General features: G+C 69.5%; 25 protein-coding genes and 1 tRNA gene. 23 read left to right on the top strand and 3 right to left on the bottom strand.

The features are described 5' to 3' along the window. The first annotated feature begins 234 nt into the window (after positions 1-234). The 3 genes from C0012_RS00515 to C0012_RS00505 are packed head-to-tail and all read left to right on the top strand — an operon-like array spanning position 235 to position 3,015. Positions 235-1,179 (top strand): ABC transporter ATP-binding protein, encoded by a 945-nt coding sequence (locus C0012_RS00515; protein WP_110588695.1) that lies wholly within the window; start codon positions 235-237, stop codon positions 1,177-1,179. Further along, entirely contained in the window at positions 1,155-2,705 is a 1,551-nt protein-coding gene (locus tag C0012_RS00510; RefSeq protein WP_110588696.1) for a hypothetical protein, read from the top strand. The genes C0012_RS00515 and C0012_RS00510 overlap by 25 nt, the downstream gene beginning before the upstream one ends. Before the next feature lie 43 nt (positions 2,706-2,748). Further along, complete coding sequence (locus C0012_RS00505) at positions 2,749-3,015, top strand: DUF3039 domain-containing protein (RefSeq protein ID WP_110588697.1); 267 nt, start codon at positions 2,749-2,751, stop codon at positions 3,013-3,015. Between the two features lie 59 nt (positions 3,016-3,074). Here C0012_RS00505 and C0012_RS00500 read toward each other — a convergent pair whose 3' ends face one another. Further along, positions 3,075-4,397, bottom strand: a complete 1,323-nt coding sequence (locus C0012_RS00500; RefSeq protein WP_110588698.1) for a nicotinate phosphoribosyltransferase — start codon at positions 4,395-4,397, stop codon at positions 3,075-3,077. A 50-nt stretch (positions 4,398-4,447) separates the two neighbouring features. Here C0012_RS00500 and murI point away from each other — a divergent pair, with 50 nt between their 5' ends. Genes murI through rdgB form a run of 3 tightly spaced genes read left to right on the top strand, consistent with a single transcriptional unit; the run spans position 4,448 to position 6,633 of the window. Then, positions 4,448-5,293, top strand: a complete 846-nt coding sequence (gene murI / locus C0012_RS00495; protein ID WP_110588699.1) for a glutamate racemase — start codon at positions 4,448-4,450, stop codon at positions 5,291-5,293. Between the two features lie 21 nt (positions 5,294-5,314). Beyond that, positions 5,315-6,049: a ribonuclease PH gene (rph, locus tag C0012_RS00490; protein ID WP_110588700.1), complete on the top strand. Its 735-nt coding sequence runs from the start codon at positions 5,315-5,317 to the stop codon at positions 6,047-6,049. Then, positions 6,046-6,633 carry an RdgB/HAM1 family non-canonical purine NTP pyrophosphatase gene (rdgB, locus tag C0012_RS00485; RefSeq protein WP_110588701.1) on the top strand — a complete coding sequence of 196 codons (588 nt, stop codon included), beginning with the start codon at positions 6,046-6,048 and terminating at the stop codon, positions 6,631-6,633. The genes rph and rdgB overlap by 4 nt, the downstream gene beginning before the upstream one ends. A 36-nt stretch (positions 6,634-6,669) precedes the next feature. On the opposite strand, the gene C0012_RS00480 is transcribed toward rdgB, so the two are convergent. Beyond that, positions 6,670-6,751: transfer RNA gene (locus C0012_RS00480), tRNA-Leu, on the bottom strand. Positions 6,752-6,809: 58 nt separating this feature from the next. Between C0012_RS00480 and C0012_RS00475 the strand changes: the two genes are divergently transcribed. The 8 genes from C0012_RS00475 to C0012_RS00440 all read left to right on the top strand — a co-directional run bounded on the left by C0012_RS00475 (position 6,810) and on the right by C0012_RS00440 (position 11,828). Next, on the top strand, positions 6,810-7,274 hold the full coding sequence (locus C0012_RS00475; RefSeq protein WP_269777912.1) for a low molecular weight protein-tyrosine-phosphatase: 465 nt from the start codon (positions 6,810-6,812) through the stop codon (positions 7,272-7,274). 82 nt (positions 7,275-7,356) lie between these two features. After that, positions 7,357-8,553, top strand: coding sequence for a CpaF family protein (locus tag C0012_RS00470; RefSeq protein WP_232527719.1), 1,197 nt, complete (start codon positions 7,357-7,359; stop codon positions 8,551-8,553). Beyond that, positions 8,550-9,425 (top strand): type II secretion system F family protein, encoded by an 876-nt coding sequence (locus tag C0012_RS00465; protein ID WP_110588702.1) that lies wholly within the window; start codon positions 8,550-8,552, stop codon positions 9,423-9,425. The genes C0012_RS00470 and C0012_RS00465 overlap by 4 nt, the downstream gene beginning before the upstream one ends. Further along, positions 9,422-10,366 carry a type II secretion system F family protein gene (locus tag C0012_RS00460; protein ID WP_232527718.1) on the top strand — a complete coding sequence of 315 codons (945 nt, stop codon included), beginning with the start codon at positions 9,422-9,424 and terminating at the stop codon, positions 10,364-10,366. Before C0012_RS00465 ends, C0012_RS00460 begins: the two co-directional genes overlap by 4 nt. Before the next feature lie 20 nt (positions 10,367-10,386). Beyond that, entirely contained in the window at positions 10,387-10,599 is a 213-nt protein-coding gene (locus tag C0012_RS00455) for a hypothetical protein (RefSeq protein WP_110588703.1), read from the top strand. After that, positions 10,599-10,991, top strand: a complete 393-nt coding sequence (locus C0012_RS00450; protein ID WP_110588704.1) for a TadE/TadG family type IV pilus assembly protein — start codon at positions 10,599-10,601, stop codon at positions 10,989-10,991. Before C0012_RS00455 ends, C0012_RS00450 begins: the two co-directional genes overlap by 1 nt. Beyond that, complete coding sequence (locus C0012_RS00445) at positions 10,966-11,406, top strand: TadE family protein (protein WP_110588705.1); 441 nt, start codon at positions 10,966-10,968, stop codon at positions 11,404-11,406. Before C0012_RS00450 ends, C0012_RS00445 begins: the two co-directional genes overlap by 26 nt. Continuing rightward, positions 11,406-11,828, top strand: a complete 423-nt coding sequence (locus tag C0012_RS00440) for a pilus assembly protein TadG-related protein (RefSeq protein WP_110588706.1) — start codon at positions 11,406-11,408, stop codon at positions 11,826-11,828. The genes C0012_RS00445 and C0012_RS00440 overlap by 1 nt, the downstream gene beginning before the upstream one ends. Before the next feature lie 7 nt (positions 11,829-11,835). On the opposite strand, the gene C0012_RS00435 is transcribed toward C0012_RS00440, so the two are convergent. After that, the gene (locus C0012_RS00435; protein ID WP_232527717.1) at positions 11,836-13,128 is read right to left on the bottom strand and encodes an MFS transporter; all 1,293 of its coding nucleotides are present in this window, start codon (positions 13,126-13,128) and stop codon (positions 11,836-11,838) included. Between the two features lie 60 nt (positions 13,129-13,188). On the opposite strand from C0012_RS00435, the gene prfB reads away from it, so the two are divergent. The 9 genes from prfB to C0012_RS00390 all read left to right on the top strand — a co-directional run bounded on the left by prfB (position 13,189) and on the right by C0012_RS00390 (position 22,753). Further along, entirely contained in the window at positions 13,189-14,298 is a 1,110-nt protein-coding gene (gene prfB / locus C0012_RS00430) for a peptide chain release factor 2 (RefSeq protein WP_110588707.1), read from the top strand. A 5-nt stretch (positions 14,299-14,303) separates the two neighbouring features. Then, on the top strand, positions 14,304-14,777 hold the full coding sequence (locus tag C0012_RS00425) for a DNA polymerase III subunit gamma/tau (RefSeq protein ID WP_110588708.1): 474 nt from the start codon (positions 14,304-14,306) through the stop codon (positions 14,775-14,777). After that, the gene (locus tag C0012_RS00420; protein WP_110588709.1) at positions 14,774-15,115 is read left to right on the top strand and encodes a hypothetical protein; all 342 of its coding nucleotides are present in this window, start codon (positions 14,774-14,776) and stop codon (positions 15,113-15,115) included. Before C0012_RS00425 ends, C0012_RS00420 begins: the two co-directional genes overlap by 4 nt. Before the next feature lie 102 nt (positions 15,116-15,217). After that, positions 15,218-16,807: a phosphoglycerate dehydrogenase gene (serA, locus tag C0012_RS00415; RefSeq protein WP_110588710.1), complete on the top strand. Its 1,590-nt coding sequence runs from the start codon at positions 15,218-15,220 to the stop codon at positions 16,805-16,807. Positions 16,808-16,901: 94 nt separating this feature from the next. After that, positions 16,902-18,431 carry an MFS transporter gene (locus C0012_RS00410; protein ID WP_232527716.1) on the top strand — a complete coding sequence of 510 codons (1,530 nt, stop codon included), beginning with the start codon at positions 16,902-16,904 and terminating at the stop codon, positions 18,429-18,431. A 40-nt stretch (positions 18,432-18,471) separates the two neighbouring features. Continuing rightward, positions 18,472-19,524, top strand: coding sequence for a 3-isopropylmalate dehydrogenase (locus C0012_RS00405; protein WP_110588711.1), 1,053 nt, complete (start codon positions 18,472-18,474; stop codon positions 19,522-19,524). A 47-nt stretch (positions 19,525-19,571) separates the two neighbouring features. Next, complete coding sequence (locus tag C0012_RS00400) at positions 19,572-20,672, top strand: branched-chain amino acid aminotransferase (protein WP_110588712.1); 1,101 nt, start codon at positions 19,572-19,574, stop codon at positions 20,670-20,672. Between the two features lie 64 nt (positions 20,673-20,736). Further along, entirely contained in the window at positions 20,737-21,504 is a 768-nt protein-coding gene (locus C0012_RS00395) for a fumarylacetoacetate hydrolase family protein (RefSeq protein WP_110588713.1), read from the top strand. A gap of 1 nt (position 21,505) precedes the next feature. Then, complete coding sequence (locus tag C0012_RS00390; RefSeq protein ID WP_110588714.1) at positions 21,506-22,753, top strand: MFS transporter; 1,248 nt, start codon at positions 21,506-21,508, stop codon at positions 22,751-22,753. Positions 22,754-22,763: the final 10 nt, after the last annotated feature.

Here is a 22,763-nt window from a genome sequence, read left to right as displayed (position 1 = left end):
AGGCTCCTTGATCTGGGTGAGGGCACTGGCCCGAAGAACATTCGTGGACTGGCTGTCAGATACTCCGACGTTGCGTCAGATTCACGAAGAGTTCACCCCTGGTCTCTCGCGATGATACCTGCGCGTGTCGAGAAAGTCTGGGATCTCGGAGCGGATCGGGAGCTAATCGTGACGCTTGCGACGCTCCGGCGCACGAAATCCGGGTCCGTCGTGCGAGGTTGATAAGTTGGGCGGGTGACGATTGCGTCGGGGGAGAAGGAAGCGACCGTGCGCTCGGAGAGCGCAGCGGGCGCGGAAGGCAGCGAGCTGGCGCCTGCGCCGCCGAAGCCGTCCGAGTCGGCGGAAGACGCGGCTCGGCGCCTGGACGCGCCGGAGGGCGCGCCCGCCGGCCGGGATCTCGTGTCCGAGGAAGAAGACGCCCAGACAGTGGCGCTCGAGCTGCGCGGCGTCGCGAAGACCTATCGTGGTGAGCCTGCGGTCGCAGGAATCGACCTCACGGTCCCGGCCGGGGCGTTCTACGGTCTTGTCGGGCCCAACGGTGCGGGCAAGACGACGACGCTGTCGATGATCTCGGGCCTGCTTCGCCCGGATCGCGGCGACATCCGGGTTTTCGACGTCGACGCACGACAGCATCCGCGTGACGCGAAGCGACTCATGGGAGTGCTTCCCGATCGTATGCGGACCTTCGACCGGCTGTCCGGGCGCCAGCTGCTCCACTACGTGGGCTCGCTGCGCGGGCTACGACACGCCGATGTGCGCGAACGAGCCGATGAGCTCGCCGAGTCGTTCGACCTCGTCCCGGCGCTCGGACGGGCCGTGTCCGACTACTCGACGGGCATGACGAAGAAGCTCATGCTCGCGTGCGCCATGATCCACGCCCCCCGATTGCTCGTGCTCGATGAGCCGTTCGAATCGGTCGATCCCGTGTCGTCGCGAAAGCTGCTGGATGTTCTGCGGGCGTATGTCGACGGCGGTGGGACAGTGGTCCTGTCCGGGCACAGCATGAGCCTCATCGAGCGCATGTGCTCGCGCATCTCCGTCCTGGTCACGGGCCAGGTTCTCGCCGAGGGAACAGTCGACGAGGTTCGTGGTGAGATGACGCTCGAACAGCGATTCGTCGATCTCAGCGGCGGAGTCGAAGGGGGCGGCCTCGAGTGGTTGCACACGTCGTCCGACTGAGGCTGGCCGCGGCGTTCAATCCGCTGGTGCGGTCGTGGCGGGGACGCGTACGGGCGATGCTCGTGCTCCTCGCGGTGATCGTGGGCACCGGCTTCGCGAGTTGGGGAGCGCTCTCCCTCGCGGCGGCGCCTGCCGAGACGGCTCGGGTCGCGATCGTCTGCGCCGGTTCGATCCTCGCGGGCGGCTTCTTCATCGCGCCCTTCGCCTCCTCGCGCGCGGATCCTGTGGATCCCGCCGCCTTCGCGCTGCTGCCGGTCTCGCCGTGGCAGGTCGCCGCGTCGACGGTGATCGGAGGCGTCTTCGGGCTGCCGGTGCTGGCGGTGGTCTGCTTCGACATCGCCTGCGCCCTGGCGGGCATCGCGCACGGCGCACCGCCTCCGGCCGCGACGGCCGGTGCCGTGATGCATGTCATCACCTGCGTGCTCGCCGCGCGGCTCGGCTACGCGCTCGCGGTGCGCGTGCGTCTCGGAGGACGGTCTCGCGAAGGCGGGGCGCTCGGGGTGCTCCTCGGGCTCGCGATCGTGGTCCCGGCCACTGCGTACGCGTTCTCGACCTCGTGGCACGCGGGCGCGCCGGCGCTGGCTCTCGCGGTCGCGGATGCGCTGGCCTTCTCGCCTCTGGGGGCGGCATCGGCCGCGATGAGCGGCGCGGATCCGATCGTGCCCATTCTCCTTGCCGCGGTGACCGTCCTCCTCGCCTCTCTTGCCTGGTGGCTCACGGTGCGCCGCGTCTTCGCGACGCAGCCCGAGGGGCGCGTGCAGCAGGAGGCGGGGCTCGGCTGGCTCGCGCTCATGCCGCGCACCGCAGCGGGGGCCATCGGCGCTCGCGGGATCCTGTACTGGGCGACCGATGTGCGCTATCTCGCGAACATCGCCATCATCCCTGTGGCTGGCCTGCTGCCGGTGGTTCCTCTGGTGATCGCGGGAGTTCCGCCCGAGACGGCCGCGCTCATCCCGCTTCCAATCATCGCCGGCTTCCTCGGCTGGGTCGCGCACAACGATCTCGCGTACGATTCCGAGGCTCTCTGGATGCATCTGGTCTCGGGCGTGCGCGGCGTTTCCGATCGTGCCGGACGGCTGGTGCCGGTTGTGCTGGTGGCGATCCCGATGCTGTCGGTCACGATCGCGCTCACGGCCGCGTTCGCGAGTGCATGGGATTACCTGCCCGCGCTCACGGGGGTCGCGCTCGCCCTGTTCCTGTCGGGCCTCGGACTCTCGAGCATCTCGTCGGCGGCCGCGCCGTACGCGGTCGCGCGCCCGGGAGACAGCCCGTTCCGGCAGCCGCAGCGTGTCAGCGCGCGCGGTGCGATCGCTCCCGGCGTCGTGCTGTTCGCGACGTTCGCCGTGGCGATGCCCACGATCCTGTTCGCCTTCTCTACCGTCGCCGGATCCGGTGGCAGCAATGCAGGGACGCTGCTGCTCGGCGCGGCCACGGGCATCGTCGTGCTCGTCGGGGGCGTGCTGATCGGCGCCATCGTGTTCGACCGTCGCGGACACCGACTCGTCGAGGTCGGGCGCGCGGCCTGACCTCACGCGTCCCGAGGGGTGCGAATCCCTTTACACTCGGAGCATGAGCACGCCACTCGACAGCCCCGACCGGGGCGGAACCTCCGTCCTCGACCGCGAACTCGAAGAGCTCCTGGAGCAGGAGACGAGTGACCCGGGGGACCACGAGCGTTTCAGCCACTATGTGCAGAAGGAAAAGATCATGGAGTCGGCGATCACGGGCAAGCCCGTGCGCGCTCTCTGCGGCAAGAAGTGGACGCCGGGTCGCGATCCGGAGAAGTTCCCCGTCTGCCCGACCTGCAAGGAGATCTACGAGTCCCTCACCAAGTGAGGCCTCCCACCCCGTGACGCCGAGGCGGTCCGCACTGCTGCGGGCCGCCTCGACGCGTTTCAGGGCGTCGTCTGGATGGTGGGGATCGCGGGATCCGATTTGCTGAGCGCAAGGGCATGCACCGGCAGTTCGCTGCGGACGCGCAGGTGGTGCTCGCGCGCGGCACGGACGCCCTCGGCGCCCTCGTGGCCGGTGGCGAACTCGCCAGCCGTGACGTACGGAACGACGAGCGGGCGGTCGTCGGCATCGGGGTTCGGCCCGGAGGCGACGCTGTAGGAATCCGAAACGCGTACGATCTCGGCGGTCGCCGTGCCGTCATCGATCCGGCGGTAGGCCGTCTTGCGCCCACCCTGCGACCCCTTGTCCTGCGCCTTCTTGGCGACCGAGACCCAGTCGCCCGCGGCGTCCTCTCGGGCGACGAGCTTGTAGACGAGCCCGGCCGTCGGGTAACCCGATCCCGTCACGAGCGATGTGCCGACGCCGTAGGCGTCGACGGGAGACGCCGCGAGTGCCGCGATGGCGTACTCGTCCAGGTCGCTCGTCACGGTGATCCGGGTGTCGGCATTGCCCAGCTCGTCGAGCTGGTCGCGCACGGCGGCCGCGACGAGAGGCAGATCGCCCGAGTCGATTCGCACGCCGCCGAGTCGGCGTCCGCCGAGCTCGACCGCGTGGCGGACGCCCTCGGGGATGTCGTAGGTGTCGATGAGGAGCGTCGTGTCGTGGCCCATCGCGTCGAGCTGCGCGCGGAAGGCGTCGCGCTCTGTGTCGTGCAGCAGCGTCCACGCGTGCGCGGCCGTGCCCATCGTCGGCACGCCCCAGGCGCGCCCCGCCTCGAGGTTGCTCGTCGCGGTGAAGCCTGCGATGTAGGCGGCGCGCGCGGCCGCGACCGCGCCCTGCTCGTGGGCGCGGCGGGATCCCATCTCGGCGAGGGGACGCTCACCGGCCGCAACGCTCATGCGGGCGGCGGCGGTCGCGATGGCCGAGTCGTGATTGAGGACGCTCAGGGCGAGGGTCTCGAGGATCACGGCGTCGGCGAAGGTTCCTTCGACCGTGAGCAGCGGCGAGCCGGGGAAGTACAGCTCGCCCTCGCGGTACCCCTCGATCGAGCCGCTGAACCGGTAACGCTCGAGGAACGAAACCGTCTCCGGGCTCACGATGTGCTCGTCGCGGAGGAATCGGAGCTCGTCTTCGTCGAACCGGAACTCGCGCAGCAGGCTCATCAGACGGCCCTGACCCGCGACGACGCCGAAGCGACGCCCGCCCGAGAGGCGCCGTCCGAAGAGCTCGAAAACGCAGCGCCGGCGCGCTGTGCCGTCACGCAGGGCGGCGTCGAGCATCGTGAGTTCGTACCGGTCCGTCAGCAGGGCCGTCGAGGCAGACATGCTCGCCACTCTATCGGCGAGCGCGCACACGCGGCGCGTAGGGTGGGGTCGTGGACAACTCGCCGATCGGGATCTTCGATTCGGGCGTCGGCGGACTCACCGTGGCGCGCGCCGTGCGCGATCTGCTGCCGCGGGAGTCCCTCCTGTACGTGGGTGACACGTTGCACTCGCCCTACGGGCCGAAGCCCATCGCCGACGTGCGCCGGTACGGGCTCGAGGTGCTCGACACGCTCGTGGAACAGGGCGTGAAGATGCTCGTCATCGCCTGCAACACGGCCTCGGCTGCATTGCTGCACGACGCGCGCGAGCGCTATGACGTGCCGGTCGTGGAGGTGATCCGCCCCGCCGTGCGCACCGCGATCGCGACGAGTCGCACGGGGCGCATCGGGGTGATCGGCACCGCGGGCACGATCGGCTCGGGGGCCTATCAGGACATGCTCCAGATCAGTCCGGGAATCGAGGTGTTCTCGGCCGCGTGCCCCCGCTTTGTCGAGTTCGTCGAATCGGGTGTGACCGACTCGCCCGAGCTGTTCGCGGTCGCCGCCGAGTACCTCGCGCCCCTGCAGGATGCCGATGTGGACACCGTCGTTCTCGGATGTACCCACTATCCGTTCCTGAAGGGCGCGATCAGCTACATCATGGGTCCGGAGGTGTCGCTCGTCTCGAGCGATACCGAGACGGCGAAGGATGTCTTCCGCGAGCTCGTCGGCGGCGATCTGCTCGCCGGACCCGACTCGACGCCCACGCATACCTATGAGGCGACGGGGGCCGACTCTGCCGGCTTCGTCGCCCTCGCCAACCGCCTCCTGGGCACCGAGGTGCGCGACGTGCGCCTCCTGCGCACGGGGCAGATCGATCTGCGCGAACTGCGCGGCACACCAGACCTCAGCTCCTGAGAAGACCCGAAGGGATCCGATATGACCACGCGCGCCGACGGACGCACCCCCGACCAGCTTCGCCCCGTGACCATCGAACGCGGCTGGAGCGCGCAGGCGGAGGGCTCGGCGCTCATCAGCTTCGGCGAGACGAAGGTGCTGTGCACGGCAAGCTTCACGAACGGCGTGCCGCGCTGGCTCACGGGCAAGGGCAAGGGCTGGGTCACCGCCGAGTACGCGATGCTGCCGCGCGCCACGAACGAGCGCTCGACGCGCGAGAGCATCAAGGGCAAGATCGGCGGTCGGACCCACGAGATCTCGCGCCTGATCGGCCGCGCCCTGCGCGCTGTCGTCGACACGAAGGCCCTCGGCGAGAACACGATCGTCATCGACTGCGACGTGCTGCAGGCCGACGGCGGCACGCGCACCGCCTCGATCACGGGCGCCTACGTGGCGCTCACCGACGCGATCGAGTGGGGTCGGGAGAAGGGCTTCATCGCGAAGAAGGCGACGCCGCTGAGCGACAGCGTGTCCGCGATCTCGGTCGGCATCATCGACGGAGCGCCGATGCTCGATCTGCCCTATGAGGAAGATTCGCGTGCCGAGACCGACATGAACATCGTCATGACGGGATCCGGAAAGTTCATCGAGGTGCAGGGTACGGCAGAGGGTGCGCCGTTCGACAAGGACGAGCTCGACCGCCTGCTCGAGCTCGGCGCGAAGGGCTGCGCCGACCTCACGACGCTGCAGAAGAGCGCGCTCGAGGCTGCTCGATGACCCGAATCGTCCTCGCGACGCACAACGCGCACAAGGTTGCCGAGCTGCAGGGCATCGTCTCGCGCGTGCGCCCTGATATCGAGGTGATCGGATACGACGGGCCCGAGCCCGTCGAGGACGGCACGACGTTCGCCGAGAATGCACTCGTCAAGGCGCGGGCGGCGACGGCGCACACGGGCCTCGTGGCGCTCGCCGACGACTCGGGCGTGTGCGTCGACGTGCTCGGCGGATCGCCCGGCGTGTTCTCGGCCTATTGGGCCGGGCACGCGAAGGACGATGCGGCGAACCTCGCCCTGCTGCTCGACCAGCTCTCGGATCTCACCCGCCCCGAGGATCGCGCCGCCCACTACACGTCGGTCATCGCGCTCGTGACGCCCGACGGCGCCGAGCACACGGTCGAGGGGGTCTGGCCGGGCCGGCTGGCGACCGCGCCGCGCGGCGAGGGCGGCTTCGGATACGACCCGATCTTCGTTCCGGAGGGGTCGGATCGCACGGCCGCCGAGTTCATGGCCGCCGAGAAGAACGCCGTCTCGCACCGCTCGCGTGCCCTCGAGGCGCTCGTCCCGCTTCTCGAGACGCTGTAGCCCGGGCATCGGAGGGGGAGAAGTCTCGGGCCGACGTGCGGGCGGCGGGACTCGAACCCGCACAGCCGAGGCCACAGGAACCTAAATCCTGCGTGTCTACCAGTTTCACCACGCCCGCGCGGTCTCCAGTCTACGAGGGCATGGGAGCGTCGCCGCACCGGTCATAGGGTGGAGGGGTGAGTATCTCGACGATCGCCGTGGTCTGCACCGGAAACATCTGCCGTTCGCCGATGGGGGAGGTCGTGCTGCGCGACCGCTTCGCTGAGGCGGGGCTCGACGTCGATGTGGTGTCGTCGGGCGTGAGCGCCGAGGAGGTCGGGAATCCGATCGATCCGCGCGCGGCCGACGCGCTGTCGTCCCGCGGCTACGACGTTCCGCGGAGGACGGCGCGCTGGGTCGGCGACACGAACGACGTCGATGCCGATCTCGTGCTCGCGATGACGGAGCGGCATCGCGACGCGCTCCTGCGTCGCGGCGCGGATCCCGAGCGCACGCGCCTCTGGATGGAGTTCGTGCCGGGCGCGAGCGGGCGTGATGTCGCAGACCCGTGGTTCGGCGACCGAAACGGATTCGACGAGACGCTCGATCTTGTCGAGGCCGGCGCTGAGCGGATCGTCGAGGCGGTGCGCGACTCGCGATGAGCAATGCCCTGGTTGCGGGTGAGAGATCCGCGGCTGTGGATAACTTCGGGGGTGGATCCGCGAATTCTGCCACGCTGAGCGGGTGAGCCCCGAGCAGCAGAAGATCGTCGATCGCGTCCGCGAGCGGATTCGCAGTGAGCAGGCTGATCTGGGGCGTCGCGATGTGGCGGCGGTGGATGTGCAGCGCCTCGCGAAGGCCGAGATCGGGCGCCACAACGACTACGCCCTTGCGCGCGGTTCGCGGCCGATCGACGACATCGATGCATCGGTCCGGTCGGTCGTCGCTGCGGTGGCTGGCTATGGTCCGCTGCAGCCGCTCCTCGACGATGATGAGATCGAGGAGATCTGGCTCAACGGACCGAGCAGCGCCTTCGTCGCTCGCGCGGGGGTCTCCGAGCGTGTGTCGCTCGGGCTCGCCGACGATCAGGTGCGCGACATTGTCGAGCGCATGCTGCATCAGGCGGGCCGGCGCATCGACGTGAGTCAGCCCTTCGTTGACGCGTCGCTGCCCGACGGGTCGCGTCTGCATGTCGTGCTCGCCGGAATCGCGCGCGGGCATTGGGCTGTGAACATTCGCAAGTTCTTGCCGGGTGTTCGCTCTCTCGACCGTCTCGTCGCTCTCGGGTCCATGCCTGAGTACGTTGCCGAGACGCTGGGGGAGGCGATGCGCGATGGACAGTCGGTGCTCGTCTCGGGTGCGACGCACGCGGGCAAGACGACGCTGCTCGGAGCGCTCGTGTCGGCCTGCCGCCCTGAGCAACGGATCGTCACGGTCGAAGAGACGTTTGAATTGTCGATCGACGCGCCCGACCTCGTCGCGATGCAGGGGCGCCAGCCGAGTCTCGAGGGGACGGGCGAGATCACTCTGCGACGCCTCGTCAAGGAGGCCCTGCGCATGCGGCCAGATCGCCTGGTGGTCGGCGAGGTGCGCGACGCGGAGGCGCTTGATCTGCTGCTCGCGCTCAACACGGGCCTACCTGGTGCCGCGACGATCCACGCGAACTCCGCCGCGGACGCGCTCGTCAAGCTCTCGGCGCTGCCGCTGCTCGCCGGTCGCAACATCGACCGCGACTTCGTGCTGCCGGCGGTCGCGAGCTCGCTCGATCTCGTCGTTCATTGCGCACGCACGCCCGGGGGCGAGCGATTCGTCGAAGAGGTCCTCGCACCGACGGGGGAGATCGTCGCGGGGGCGGCCGTCGTCCGAACACTGTTCCGGGCACCGGAGGAGCGGCACCGTCCCGAGCGACGCGCGCTGCGCCGGTCGGAGCGTGCGGCATGACGGCACTTCTCGGGGTCGTCCTCGGAACGGGCCTCCTGCTCGCGATGTCGCCGTGGCTGTGGCCGCGCGACACCCAGATCCGCCAGGGCCGCGACGCGAAGTCGGGCGCGATCTCCCGGCATGCGGCGGTCGTGCTCGAAGCGGCGGGGTACGCGCACATCGCCCCTCGTGTGCTCGTCGTCGCGATGGCGGCGTGCTCCGCTCTGGCTGCGGCGATGGCGTGGCTCGCGACGAGTTCCGCGCCCCTCGCCGCTCTCGGCGGTGGCGCGGCCGCGCTCGCGCCGATCGTCTGGCTGCGATCGCGAGCCGCCCGGCTCGTCCGGCAGCGCCGCGCCCTCTGGCCCGATGTGTGCGATCTGCTCGTCGGATCCGTGCGCGCCGGCCTATCCCTTCCCGACGCGGTCGCCGTGCTCGGAGAGTCGGCCCCGTCGGCGCTGCGCCCGGCCTTCGGGCAGTTCGACCGCGATATGCGTGCATCCGGGCACTTCCCGTCGAGCATCGACCGGCTCAAACAGACCCTCGCCGATCCGATGGCCGACCGCATCGTCGAGACGCTGCGCATGGCGCGCGAGGTGGGCGGCACGGAGCTTGTCGCCGTTCTGCGTGCGCTGTCGGCGTCGATCCGCTCCGATGCGTCGGTCCGAGGCGAGGTCGAGTCCCGGCAGTCTTGGACACGTGGTGCCGCGGTGCTGGGGGCCGTGGCTCCATGGATCGTCCTCGGCATGCTTTCGCTCCGCCCCGAGGGGGCGGAGGCGTACTCCTCGCCAATGGGTCTCACACTCATCGTCGTCGGGGTCGTCGTCTCGTTCGTGTCGTATCGGGTGATGCTGCGCATCGGCCGTCTGCCGGAGCCGCGGCGGTGGTTCGCGTGATCCCTGCCACCACGGAGCTTGCGCTCGCGATTCTGCTCGGGGGTGGCCTCGGCGCGGGGATGTGGTGCATTTCGGCGACGCTTCCGTCCTGGCGCACGCGGACGCTCATCCAACGCATCGCCCCGTACATTCGGGACGTCACAGACCGGGGTGGAACGACGCTGCCGAACCTGGTCGGCGACCCGACTGCGGCGCTCGCGGGTGGTATCTGCTCGGTGTGGCACCGCGCGCAGAACCGCTTCGCGCGCTTCATCGGCGGGTCCGAGGCGCTCGAGAGGCGGCTCGCGCAGATCGGCCGAGGAGGCGAGGTCGCGTCGTTTCGCGGTCAGCAGCTCGCTTGGGCCCTCGCCGGATCCGGCGCCGGGCTCGCGCTTGCCGCCGTTCTCGTCGCCGCGGGGCGCTTCACGACACCGGGCGCGCTGCTTCCGATCGTCGGTGGCGTCGCGGGCGCTGTCGCGAGGGACGTCGTCCTCACCTCGCGGGCTCGTGCCCGTATCGTACGCATCGAGGAGGAGCTGCCGACGGTGCTCGAGTTCCTCGCACTGTGTCTGGCCGCGGGGGAGGGCGTGTACCGCAGCGTGCGCCGCGTTGCGGGCACCGGATCCGGCGAGCTCACGAGGGAGCTGCGCGCCGTCGTGATCGAGGTTGACACGGGGTCGAGCCTCGCGGACGCGCTCACCGCGATGACGAGGCGCCTTCAGGCACCTGTCCTCACGCGGGCGATCGATCACACGGTCGCGGCGATCGAACGCGGATCTCCGCTCGCCGAGACGCTTCAGGCGCAGGCGGCTGATGCGCGCGAGGACGCGAAGCGATCGCTGATCGAGACTGCAGGGCGCAAGGAGATCCTCATGATGATCCCGCTCGTATTCGGCCTGCTTCCGCTCTCCGTCCTGTTCGCCATCTTTCCGGGCATCACGATGCTCCGGCTTGGATTCTGACACCCCACGAAAGGAACTCCATGTTCGATCGACTCACGGCCCGTGCACTCGGCGTCGCCATCCGCCTCCGCACCTCCTGGGGCGAGGTGCGCGACGAGGAACGAGGCGACATCCCCGGATGGGTCTTGGTGACTTTGATGACCGCCGCGATCGTCGTCGCCGTCTGGGCCCTCGCCGGCCCCGCACTGACGGGGCTGTTCGGTCAGGCGATGGATCGCGTCACGGGCATGTGATGACGACCGAGGAAACCGCCGGGGAGAGGGGATCGGCTCCTGCCGAGTTCGTGCTCGTCAGCATCCTGCTCGCGGCCCTCACTCTCGCGGTGCTGCAGCTCGGGCTCGCGATGTACGCACGAGGCGTCGTGCGGGACGCCGCCGTCGAGGCCGCCTTCCAGGCGGCTCTCGCCGACACCTCCGCCGCCGAGGCGGAGGCACGCGCGCGCGAGATCGTCACGCGCGCGCTCGGCGGCGACATCGTCGACATCGCGCACGTCACGCGAGGCTCACTCGACGGCGTCGACACCGTCTCCGTGACCCTCCGCGCGACGCTGCCCCTCGTCGGTCTGCTCGGCCTGCCGCAGGGAACGGAGGCGACCGCGCATGCTCCCGCTGAGAATCACGGATGATCCCGGCGATCGCGGCAGTGCGTCCCTCGAGTTCCTCGCCGCCGGGCTCATCCTCCTCGTCCCGCTCGTCTACCTCATCCTCGCGCTCGGCGCGGTGCAGAACGCGGCCCTCGGCACCGAGGCGACGGCGCGCTTCGTCGCCCGCACACTCGCGTCGGGCGCCGAGGTCGGGCCGGATCTTGTCCGGGACAGCGTCGCGGCAGCGTACGATCTCGATCCCGACGCCCTCGATGTGCACATCTCATGCATTCCGGCGACGGACGACTGCCCGGCCGCGGGGACGACCGTCGTCGTCACGGTCAGCGACGCCGTCGCTCTGCCGCTCGTGCCCGAGATCTTCGGTCTCTCCGAGGCGGCGAGCATCCCGGTCGACGCGACAGGCACGTATCGGGTCGAACGTCTGGCGGAGGGGTGATGGACACCGACATCGCATCGGACGAGACCGGCAGCATCCTGCCGCTCGTCGTCGGCTACGCGGCGCTCGCCCTGGCAGTCATCCTCCTCTGCGTGAACGCGACCTCCCTCTTCCTCGCCCAGAAGCGCGTCGACGCCCTCGCCGATGCGGCGGCGCTCGCCGCGTCGGACGGGTTCGACATCGTGGACACCGAGGGGGCGGTCGCGCTGCGCGTGGATCCCGAGACGGCGCGCGGCCTGGCCGAGGAGGTCGTCGCCGTGTCGCCCGTCGAGGCCGATCTGGCCGCGATCGAGACGATCGGCGGCTCCACCGCTCGTGCCACCGTCGTCGCGACGTGGGAGCCGTTCCTCCTTGAGCTGTTCGTCCCCGACGGCGTCGCACTGGTCGCCGTCGGCACGAGCCGGGCGGCCCTCGCAGGGTGAGGGGCGGTCAGGGATGCGGAACGTAGCGCGGCACCCACCGGAGGAAGGCGGCCGCCCCGAGCAGGCCGATGAGCCCGACGAGGCCCGTCGCGACCGAGAGAGACGCGATCGCGGTCACGCCCGAGACGATGAGCGGCGTGATCGACGCGCCGCCGTCGGTCAGCGTGCGCCATGCGCCGAGGAAGGCCGCGGTGTTGCGCTCGGGTGCGACATCGGATCCGATCGTCAGCAAGGCTCCGGCCGAGAGGCCATTGCCGACGCCCACGACGATCGCGAAGGCCCCAAACCACATCGCAGCCATGTCGAGCTCGTGCGTGAACGCGAGGCTCACGAAGGCGAGGCCCATGAGCAGCTGCGAGGGCACCGTCGCCCAGATCCGGCCGAAGCGGTCCATCACCTGACCACTCGCGTAGAAGAGCGAGAACTCGACGGCCCCGGCGATGCCGACGATCAGGGCCGTATTCGCCGAATCGAGGCCGATGGAGAGCCCCCACAGGGGGAGGATCGCCTGTCGCCCGGCACGGACCGATGCGAGAGAAGCGGCGGCCAGGCCGAGCCGCGACAGCACGGAGCGATGCTCCCAGATGGTGCGGAACAACCCGGTGCGCTCCGCCGTCGGGATCGAACCTGTCACAGGCTCGCCCGTGTCCTCCGAATCCGCCTCGTCCTGCTGTGCGAGGCGAGCCGCGCGTTCCGCCGCGAGCGCCCGCTCCTCCGGATCGGGGCCGAACGTCACGAGCAGCCCCATACCCACGAGGCAGGCGGCGAAGAACCAGATGGTCGCGAGCTCGGATCCGGTCGCCCAGATGAGCGCCGCGGCGATGAGCGGACCGGTGAAGGTGCCGAGTCGGAAGGATCCGCCGACGAGGGCGAGCGCGCGGGCGCGCCGCGCGAACGGCACGCGCGCCGTCATGAAGGCGTGCCGCGCGAGGGCGAAGACCGAGGCGCAGATGCCGACGAGGAACGTGCCGAGGCCGAGCACTGCGATGTGCTCGGCGAAGAGCATCGTGGCGACGCCGACGAGCGAGACTGCGGCGGCGGCGATCATCGATCGGCGCTCGCCGAGTCGCGCGACAAGCCAGCCCGCCGGCAGGTTGCCGCACAGCTGACCGACGACGAGCGCCGCGGCGATGAGCGCCGCGACCGCGATATCTGCTCCCAGCGCGGTCGCGATCGACGGGAGCACGGGGATCACGGCGCCCTGGCCCATCGAATAGAGCGCCGTGGGTGCGTAGACCATCGGCCAGTAGCGCCGCATGGCGTCGGCCGCCGTCCCACGAGACGCAGAATCGTCACTCATCGCGTGCCACGCTACCGCGCAGGGGCGGTTTCTCCCCTGGGCGCGATAAGGTGAGGCGTCATGCTTGAACTCGATCTTTCCGCCGACATCCAGGCCCTGCGCACCACCTTCGACAACATCCGCGAGGTGGTCGATGTCGACGCGCAGCGCGCGGAGATCGCGAAGCTCGAGGAGCAGGCCGCCGACCCCGACCTCTGGAGCGATCAGGAGAACGCGCAGAAGGTCACGAGCCAGCTCAGCCACCGCAAGGCTGCCGTCAAGAAGATCGAGGAAGCGGGCCAGCGCCTGGACGACCTCGAAGTGATGGTCGACCTCGCGAACGAGATGGAGGATGAGGACGCGGCCGCGGAGGCGCGCGCCGAGCTCGCCGCACTCGAGAAGACGATCGCCGACCTCGAGGTGCAGACCCTCCTCGACGGCGAGTACGACGAGCGAGCGGCCGTCGTGACGATCCGCTCCGGCGCGGGCGGCGACGACGCGACCGACTTCGCCGAGATGCTCATGCGCATGTACCTGCGCTGGGCCGAACGCCATGACTACCCCGTGAAGGTGCTCGACACGTCGTACGCCGAGGGCGCCGGCATCAAGTCGGCGACCTTCGAGGTCAACGCGCCCTATGCCTATGGCGTGCTCTCGGTCGAGGCGGGCACGCACCGTCTTGCCCGCATCAGCCCCTTCGGCTCGGCCGACAAACGTCAGACGAGCTTCGCGGCCGTCGAGGTGATCCCCCTCATGGAGGAGGCGCAGGAGGTCACGATCCCCGAGACCGATATCCGCGTCGACGTGTTCCGGTCCTCGGGCCCCGGCGGACAGTCGGTCAACACGACCGACTCCGCCGTGCGCATCACCCACCTCCCGACCGGCATCGTCATCTCGATGCAGAACGAGAAGTCGCAGATCCAGAACCGCGCCGCGGCGATGCGCCTCCTGCAGACGCGGCTCCTCCTCCTGCAGAAGGAGGAAGAGGCCGCGAAGAAGAAGGAGCTCGCCGGAAACATCACGGCGAGCTGGGGCGACCAGATCCGGTCGTACTTCCTCTACGGCCAGCAGCTCGTGAAGGATCTGCGAACGGGCTTCGAAATGTCGCAGCCCGATCACGTGTTCGACGGTGACCTCGACGGTCTCATCAACGCGGGGATCCGCTGGCGCAAGCGCTCGGACGAGGACTGATCCGCATGTCTTCGCGCGACGACGACGGCCTTCGCTGGGACGGAGATGACGATCCGACCCTGCACGTGACGCCCGATGCGGAGCCCGACGAGCGACCCGCGCCCGAAGCAGACGACGAGAGCACGCCGCCGATGGAGCCCGAGCAGGTCTCCGAGGAGGATTCCCCGCCCGCGGGCGGAGGAAACGTCGCGCTCGTCGCCTACGGCGTCCTCGGTGGCGTCTACGCGCTGTGGACGCTCGGTTGGGTGCTCGGCACGCTGCGCCTGCGCGACTGGATCGAGCGCGCGACCGAGACGGTCGCCGACGTCATGTTCCAGGGGAGCATGGTGCTGGCGATCGCGGCGCCCGCGCTGTGGTTCCTCACGACGCTCGCAGCCACGCGCGGCAAGCGTACGTGGCAGCGCTTCGTCTGGCTCGGTGCGGGCGTCGTCCTGCTCATCCCGTGGCCGTTCGTGATGGTGGGGGTGATCGGGCAGTGAACACGCGCACGCGCCGCACGGCACCGACCTGGTTCGTCGCGACGATCGCAGGCTTCTTCGGCCTCTTCTATGCTTACGCCGTCTGGGCGGGCATCAGCTATCTCGTGGTCATGGCGCAGACGGCGTCAGCATTCGGCGGCGCTCTGACCCCTGTCTCGTGGGTTGCGATGATCATGACGATCGTCGTCCCGATTGCGACGTTCGCCGTCGCGGTCCTCATCGGACGTCGCCGCGAGGCGTGGAAGCTCATCCTGCTCCTCCTCGTCGGACTCGCGCTCACGGCGGTGTTCTGGCTGAACGTGCAGGGGTTCACCTCGACGCAGATCGTCTTCCAATGACACACGCGACAGGAGCTCTCTCCGAGCGGCGATAGGCTGGTGCCACGGCGGCGCCCGGCGGCGCGGTCGTCCCACCGCAGCGTCACTCCGAAGGATTCCACATTGTCGAAGCCCGTCGTCCTGCTCGCAGAACAGCTCTCACCCGCCACGATCGAGGCACTCGGTCCTGATTTCGATGTGCGCACGGTCGACGGAACCGACCGCCCCGCCCTGTTCGACGCGCTGAGCGAGGCGAACGCCGTGCTGATCCGCTCGGCGACGAAGATGGATGAGGAGGCGCTCGCGCACGCGCCGCACCTCAAGGTCATCGCACGCGCCGGCGTCGGCCTCGACAACGTCGACATCAAGGCCGCCACGACGGCCGGTGTGATGGTCGTCAACGCGCCGACGTCGAACATCATCTCGGCCGCCGAGCTCACCTGCGGGCACATCGTCAGCCTTGCGCGGAACATCCCCGCGGCGAACGCCTCCCTCGCCTCGGGCGAGTGGAAGCGCAGCTCCTTCACGGGGGTCGAGCTGTACGAGAAGACGCTCGGCGTCGTCGGGCTCGGTCGCATCGGCGCGCTCGTTGCCGCTCGCATGCAGGCGTTCGGGATGCGCCTGGTCGCCTACGACCCCTACGTCACGGCGGCGCGCGCGCAGCAGCTCGGCGTCGAGCTGCTCGAGCTCGACGAGCTCGTCGCGCAGGCCGACTTCCTCACGATCCACATGCCGAAGACGCCCGAGACGACCGGCATGATCGGCGAGGCAGAGCTGAAGGCGATGAAGAAGTCGGCGTACGTCGTCAACGTCGCTCGCGGCGGGCTCATCGACGAAGACGCCCTCGCCGCGGCGCTTGAGGCTGGCGAGATCGCCGGTGCGGGCATCGACGTGTTCACGAGCGAGCCGCCCGCAGACACCTCCCTGACGGGCCAGGCGCGCGCCGTCGTCACGCCCCACCTCGGCGCCTCGACGGAGGAGGCGCAGGAGAAGGCCGGTGTCTCTGTCGCCAAGTCGGTCAAGCTCGCGCTCGAGGGCGACCTCGTGCCCGACGCCGTCAACGTCGCCGGTGGTGCGATCGATCCGTTCGTGCGCCCCGGCATCGCGCTCGTCGAGAAGCTCGGACAGGTGTTCAGCGGCATCGCGCACGGCGCCCTCACGAGCCTCGAGGTCGATGTGCGCGGCGAGCTCGCTGACTACGACGTGAGCGTCTACAAGCTCGCGGCGCTCAAGGGGATCCTCACGAGCGTCGTGAGCGAGAAGGTGTCGTACGTCAACGCTCCCGTCCTCGCCGAGCAGCGGGGGATCGAGACGCGGATGACCGTCGAGCGCGAGAGCCCCGAGTTCCGCAACCTCACGACGCTCACGGGAACCCTCGCGGACGGCACCGTCCTGTCCGTCGCCGGCACCCTCGCGGGCACCCGCATGGTGCAGAAGCTCGTCGGGATCAACGGCTACGAGCTCGACGCGCCGCTCGCCGACCACCACCTCGTCATCATCTACAAGGACCGCCCCGGCATCGTGGCCGTGTACGCCGAGAAGTTCGGCGACAACGGCATCAACATCGACGGTCTGCAGGTGGCACGCAGCGAGAACGACGAGGCGCTGTCGGTCGTGACGGTCGACAAGCGCGTTCCTGACGAGGTCATCGACTCCATCGCCGACGTCATCGACGCGCGCATCATCCGGCAGATCGAGATCGTCGAGGACTGACGCACCCGACTCCGGCGCGCCCCGCTCACAGGACGGTGAGCGGGGCGCGCCGCGCTCTGCGTTCCCTCAGCACGATCGGCGAGGATCGGATCCCGTGAGCACTTCCACCGACGCGATCGCGACCGACGGACCGCGCGCCGACTGGCGGGGGTGGGCTGCGCTCGTGGTTCTCATGCTGCCGGTGCTGCTCGTGTCGATGGACAACACGATCCTGAACTTCGCTCTGCCGGCCATCGCGCGAGACCTTGAGCCGTCGGCGGCCGCGCAGCTGTGGATCATCGACGCCTACTCGCTCGTCCTCGCCGGCCTGCTCGTCACGGCGGGGAGCCTCGGCGATCGCATCGGCCGCCGACGGATCCTTCTCACGGGCGCGATCGGCTTCACGCTCGTCTCGGTCGCTGCCGCGTTCGCGCCCACGGCGGAGTGGTTGATCGCGGCGCGTGCCGCCATGGGCATCTTCGGGGCCGCGCTCATGCCGTCGACGATGTCGCTGCTCCGGTCGACGTTCCGCCACCGTGAGCAGCGCCGCATCGCGATCGCGGCCTGGGCCGGCATGTGGGCCGCCGGCGGCGCGCTCGGGCCGATCATCGGCGGATTCCTCATCGAGAATCTTCCGTGGCAGAGCGTCTTCCTCATCGCCGTGCCGATCCTCGCGCTCATGCTCCTGCTCGCGCCGTTCTTCGTCCGCGAGAGCCGTGACCCCCAGCCGGGACCCGTCGATGGGTGGGGCATCGTCCTGTCGATGTTCGCGCTCGGGCCGCTCGCCTACGGCATCAAGGAGATCGCGGTCGCTGGATGGATCGGCATCGTGCCGGTCTTTATCGGTCTCGTGTTCGGATGGCTCTTCGTGCGTCGTCAGCGCCGGATCCCGCATCCCATGCTCGACCTGTCCCTCTTCCGTCGGCCGAAGTTCTCGGGATCTCTCGTCGTGAACCTGTGCTGCATCATGGCGTACATCGGGTTCCTGTACTTCGTCTCGCAGCACCTGCAGATGATCGCCGGGCTGTCGCCGATGCTCGCCGGGATCGCGCTGATCCCGGGCGCCGTGATGTCGATCGCGAGCGGCTTCCTTGTCACCCCCTTCGCGAGCAGGTTCCCGGCCTCGCGGGTTGTGCCGGCCGTGCTCGTGATCGCCGTCGCCGGTCTGCTGCTCGTCGCCATCGCGGGAGCGGACGATGTGTGGATGCTCGTGTGGGCGTTCGTCCTCATGGGCGCGGGCGCGGGGGCCGCGCAGACGGTGTCCGGCGAGCTCATCATCTCGTCGGCGCCGCCCGAGAAGGCGGGCGCGGCGAGTGCGATCAGCGAGACGGCATACGAGTTCGGCGCCGTTCTCGGCACGTCGATCCTCGGCGGGCTCCTCACCGCCTGGTACCGGTCGACGCTCGTGATCCCCTCCGGAGTTCCCACGGACGCCGCCGCCCACGCGCGGGAGACCCTCGCGGGAGCCATGAACGAGGCCGACGAGCTCGGCGGATCCGTCGGTGCCGCTCTCCGGGAAGCTGCGACAGTGGCGTTCGACGGGGGCGTCGTCGCGACGTGTCTCATCGGCGCCGTGCTGCTGGCTCTGGCGTGCGTCGTCTCTGCCGCTACGCTGGGACGAAGCCGCCTGTCCGCGCCTCGCTGACGCCGGACGGCGGTCGTGACCGCAGAGCTGAAGGAGTCCTATGTCGCGTGTCGTGAAACTGGCCGTCATTCCCGGTGACGGCATCGGGCCAGAGGTCATCGCGGAGGCCGAGAAGGCGCTCGACGCCGTCACGGTCGGCAGCGACGTCTCCTTCGAGAAGACGCGGTTCTCGCTCGGAGCCGACCGTTTCCTCGCCACCGGTGACGTTCTCACAGACGAGGATCTCGCGGCGATCTCGGCTCACGACGCGATTCTGCTCGGCGCCGTCGGCGGCGTTCCCAACGACCCGCGGCTCGCCGGAGCGAACATCGAGCGCGGTCTGCTTCTCGGGCTCCGCTTCGCGCTCGACCACTACGTGAACCTGCGCCCGTCGAAGCTCTTCCCGCAGGTGCCGGGCCCGCTGAAGGATCCGGGTGAGGTCGACTTCGTCGTCGTCCGCGAGGGTACGGAAGGTGCGTACGTCGGCAACGGTGGCGTCCTGCGCCCGGGCACCCCGCACGAGATCGCGAATGAGCTGGGCGTCAACACCGCGCACGGCGTACGCCGCGTCGTCGAATACGCCTTCGACCTGGCCGAGAAGCGGCGGAAGAAGCTGACGCTCGTGCACAAGACGAACGTCATGGTCAACGCGGGCAAGCTGTGGAGCCGGATCGTCGGCGAGGTCGCGGAGCAGCACCCCGAGGTGGCCGTAGACTACATGCACGTCGACGCCGCGACCATCCACATGGTCGACGACCCCAGTCGCTTCGACGTCATCGTCACCGACAACCTCTTCGGCGACATCCTCACTGACCTCGCCGGGGCGATCACCGGCGGCATCGGTCTCTCCGCCTCGGGGAACCTCAACCCGGCGGGAGACTTCCCGTCGATGTTCGAGCCCGTCCACGGTTCGGCGCCCGACATCGCGGGCCTCGCGAAGGCTGATCCCACCGCCGCGATCAGCTCGATCGCTCTCATGCTCGACCACCTCGGGTATCCGGATGAGGCCGCGCGCGTCACGAGAGCGGTCGAAGAGGACATCGCCGCTCGCACCGACGAGGTGCGCACGACGACGCAGATCGGCGACGCCATCGCGGCGCGCCTCCAGCACTGACACGGTTTTCGCGCGAACCGACGCGCAGACAGGAAGAACACACGATCATGACCGACCCCGCATCGAACACTGAGCCCGGCCGTCTCGCGTTCCAGGTCACGAAGAATCTCGCGGCGGCGTCGCCTGCCGAACGCGAGGAGAAGCTCACGGACCCGGGCTTCGGGACCGTCTTCACCGACCACATGGTCGACATCTGCTGGTCCGAGAAGGGCGGATGGCACCGTCCGCGCGTGCAGCCGTACGGGCCGATCTCACTGGACCCGGCCTCCGCCGTCCTGCACTACGCGCAGGAGGTCTTCGAGGGGATGAAGGCGTATCGGCACGCGGACGGCGGCATCTACACGTTCCGGCCCGAGCAGAACGCGCGGCGCTTCAACCGCAGCGCGCGCCGCCTGTCGATGCCCGAGCTGCCTGAGGAGTACTTCCTGCAGGCGCTTCACGAGCTCATCGCGGTGGATGCCGACTGGGTGCCGGGTGGAGCTGAGCAGACCCTCTACCTGCGGCCCTTCATGTTCGCCAAGGAGGCCTTCCTCGGTGTCCGTCCGGCGAAGAAGTACGGCTTCTACGTGATCGGCAGCCCGGCCGGATCCTACTTCTCGGGCGGTGTCACGCCGGTGTCGATCTGGCTGAGTGAGAACTACGCACGGGCGGCCGAGGGCGGAACGGGCGCCGCGAAGACGGGCGGAAACTACGCCGCGAGCCTGCTCCCGCAGGCAGAGGCCGCCGAGCAGGGCTGCGATCAGGTGGTGTTCCTCGACCAGCACGGGAACGTCGAAGAGCTCGGCGGAATGAACATTGTGTTCGTGAAGAAGGATGGAACCCTCGTCACACCCGCGTCCGAGACGATCCTCGACGGCATCACGCGCAACTCGCTTCTTGAACTCGCGGCGGATCGCGGCCACGGAATCGAACGGCGGCCGGTGTCGCTGCAGGAGTGGCGCGACGGCGTCGCGTCGGGCGACATCGTCGAGGTGTTCGCGTGCGGCACGGCGGCCGTCGTGACGCCCATCGGCACGCTCACGGCCGCGGGATTCACCGACGAGCAGCCGCAGGGATCCCTCGGGCTCTCGCTGCGCGAGGAACTCACCGACATCCAGTACGGACGCCGTGAGGACACGCGGGGCTGGCTCCGCCGCCTCGACGCCTGAGACGCGTCTGCGCGGCCCGCACCGAACGCCCCGGTGCGGGCCGCGTTGTCGTTAGGCTGGACGGGTGAAGATCGCCAGGTTCAGCCACAACGACGCCATCAAATTCGGAATCGTGGATGGCGCCGAGCTCGTCGTCCTGCAGGGCGACCCCCTGTTCGCGGGGTACGACACGACGGGGGAGCGCGTCTCGATCGGCGACGTCGCCCTGCTGGCGCCGGTGATCCCGCGTTCGAAGGTCGTGTGCGTCGGGCGCAACTATCGCGACCACGCGGCAGAGCTCGGCAACGAGGTGCCGAAGGAACCGCTGCTGTTCTTCAAGCCGAACACCGCGGTGATCGGCCCCGGCGACGCGATCGTGCGGCCCCCGCAGTCTGAGGACACTCAGTGGGAGGGCGAGCTCGCCGTCGTCATCGGCAAGATCGCGAAGAACGTCTCGGCTGCCGACGCGCACGACGTCGTGTTCGGGTACACGGTCGCGAACGATGTGACGGCCCGCGATCTGCAGGCGCGTGACGGTCAGTGGGCGCGCGCGAAGGGCATGGACACGTTCTGCCCTGTCGGCCCGGCGATCGAGACCGAGTTCGATGTCGCGAACGGCGAGGTCATCACGCGTCTGAATGAAGAAGAAAAGCAGCGCGGGGCATTCCGCGACATGATCTTCGACGTGCCCGCGATCATCGAGTACGTGTCCGCGGCGTTCACGCTGCTGCCGGGCGACCTCATCCTCACGGGAACGCCCGCGGGCGTCGGCGCGTTCCAGGCGGGCGACGCCGTCGAGGTGGAGATCCCTGGGATCGGGATCCTGCGCAATCCCGTGCGGGACGCGAGCTGAGATGACCGGAGTCCCGGGGCCGGATCGCGTCGCCGCGATCCAGCGCCGCACCGTCGTCGTTCTCGGGATCGGGCAGATCCTCGGCGGCATCGCGGCAGGCGTCACGATTTCCCTCGGCGCGATCCTCGCCGCTCAGGTCTCCGGCAGCGACGCGCTCTCGGGGCTCTCGACGGCGGGGATGACGCTGGGGGCAGCCCTCCTGGCCGTGCCGCTCGCCATCCTCGCGCGCCGAGCGGGGCGCCGCGTGTCGCTCTCGGCGGGAATGGTGATCGCCCTGATCGGCATCGCGCTCGTCGTTCTCGCGACAGCGACCGGGGTGTTTCCGGTGCTCATCGCGGGTTTCGCGCTGATCGGTGCGGGGCAGGCCGCCAATCTGCAGTCGCGTTTCGCGGCGGCGGATCTCGCGACAGACGCCACGCGCGGTCGCGATCTGTCGCTCGTCGTCTGGGCGACGACGGTGGGATCCGTTCTCGGGCCCAACCTCACGGGCCCGGGGGAGGCGATCGGCCGTGTGCTCGGCATGCCCGAGCTCACAGGGCCGTACGTGTTCTCGATCGTGGCGCAGCTCGCGGCGGTCGTCCTGTACCTGGTCTTCCTGCGTCCGGACCCTCTGCGGGTGGCGGCCCAGCTCGAGACCGCGGCGTCGGGCGGGCACGGATCCGCGCGGCCGGATCGTCCCGTCGCCGCCCGCTACGCGATCCTCGCCGTCGCAGGTGCCCACGGCACGATGGTCGCCGTGATGGCGATGACGCCCGTGCATCTCGCGAATCACGGGGCGTCATTGAGCATCATCGGCTTCACGATCAGCCTGCACATCGCGGGAATGTACGCGCTGTCGCCCGTCTTCGGTCTCCTGGCCGACCGGATCGGTCGGGTGTCCACGATCCTCCTCGGACAGGGCATGCTCGGCGCGTCTCTCGTGGTGGCGGCTATCGGGCAGGATTCGAGCGCGGCGGTCACGATCGCCCTCGTGCTGCTCGGGCTCGGCTGGAGCGCGTCAACCGTCGCGGGCGCGGCTCTCTTGACGGAGGCGACGGAGCCTTCCCTGCGCACGCGTCGGCAGGGGCGCAGCGACCTCATCATGAACCTCGTGGGTGCCCTGGGCGCGGTGGGCGCGGGCGCGGTGCTGGCCTGGATCGGCTACGGCGGCCTGGCGCTTGTGTCGCTCGTCGTCGTTGCAGCCGTGACGGCGCTCGCGCCCCTCGGGCGCCAGGTGCGACGGGTCACAGCGAGCAACGGCGCCGACTAGACTCGAGGGG

Source organism: Microbacterium suaedae, assembly GCF_003254645.1.
Lineage (GTDB): Bacteria > Actinomycetota > Actinomycetes > Actinomycetales > Microbacteriaceae > Microbacterium > Microbacterium suaedae.
Note: the sequence above shows the minus strand (reverse complement) of the source record. Positions and strands in the feature narration are given on the sequence as shown.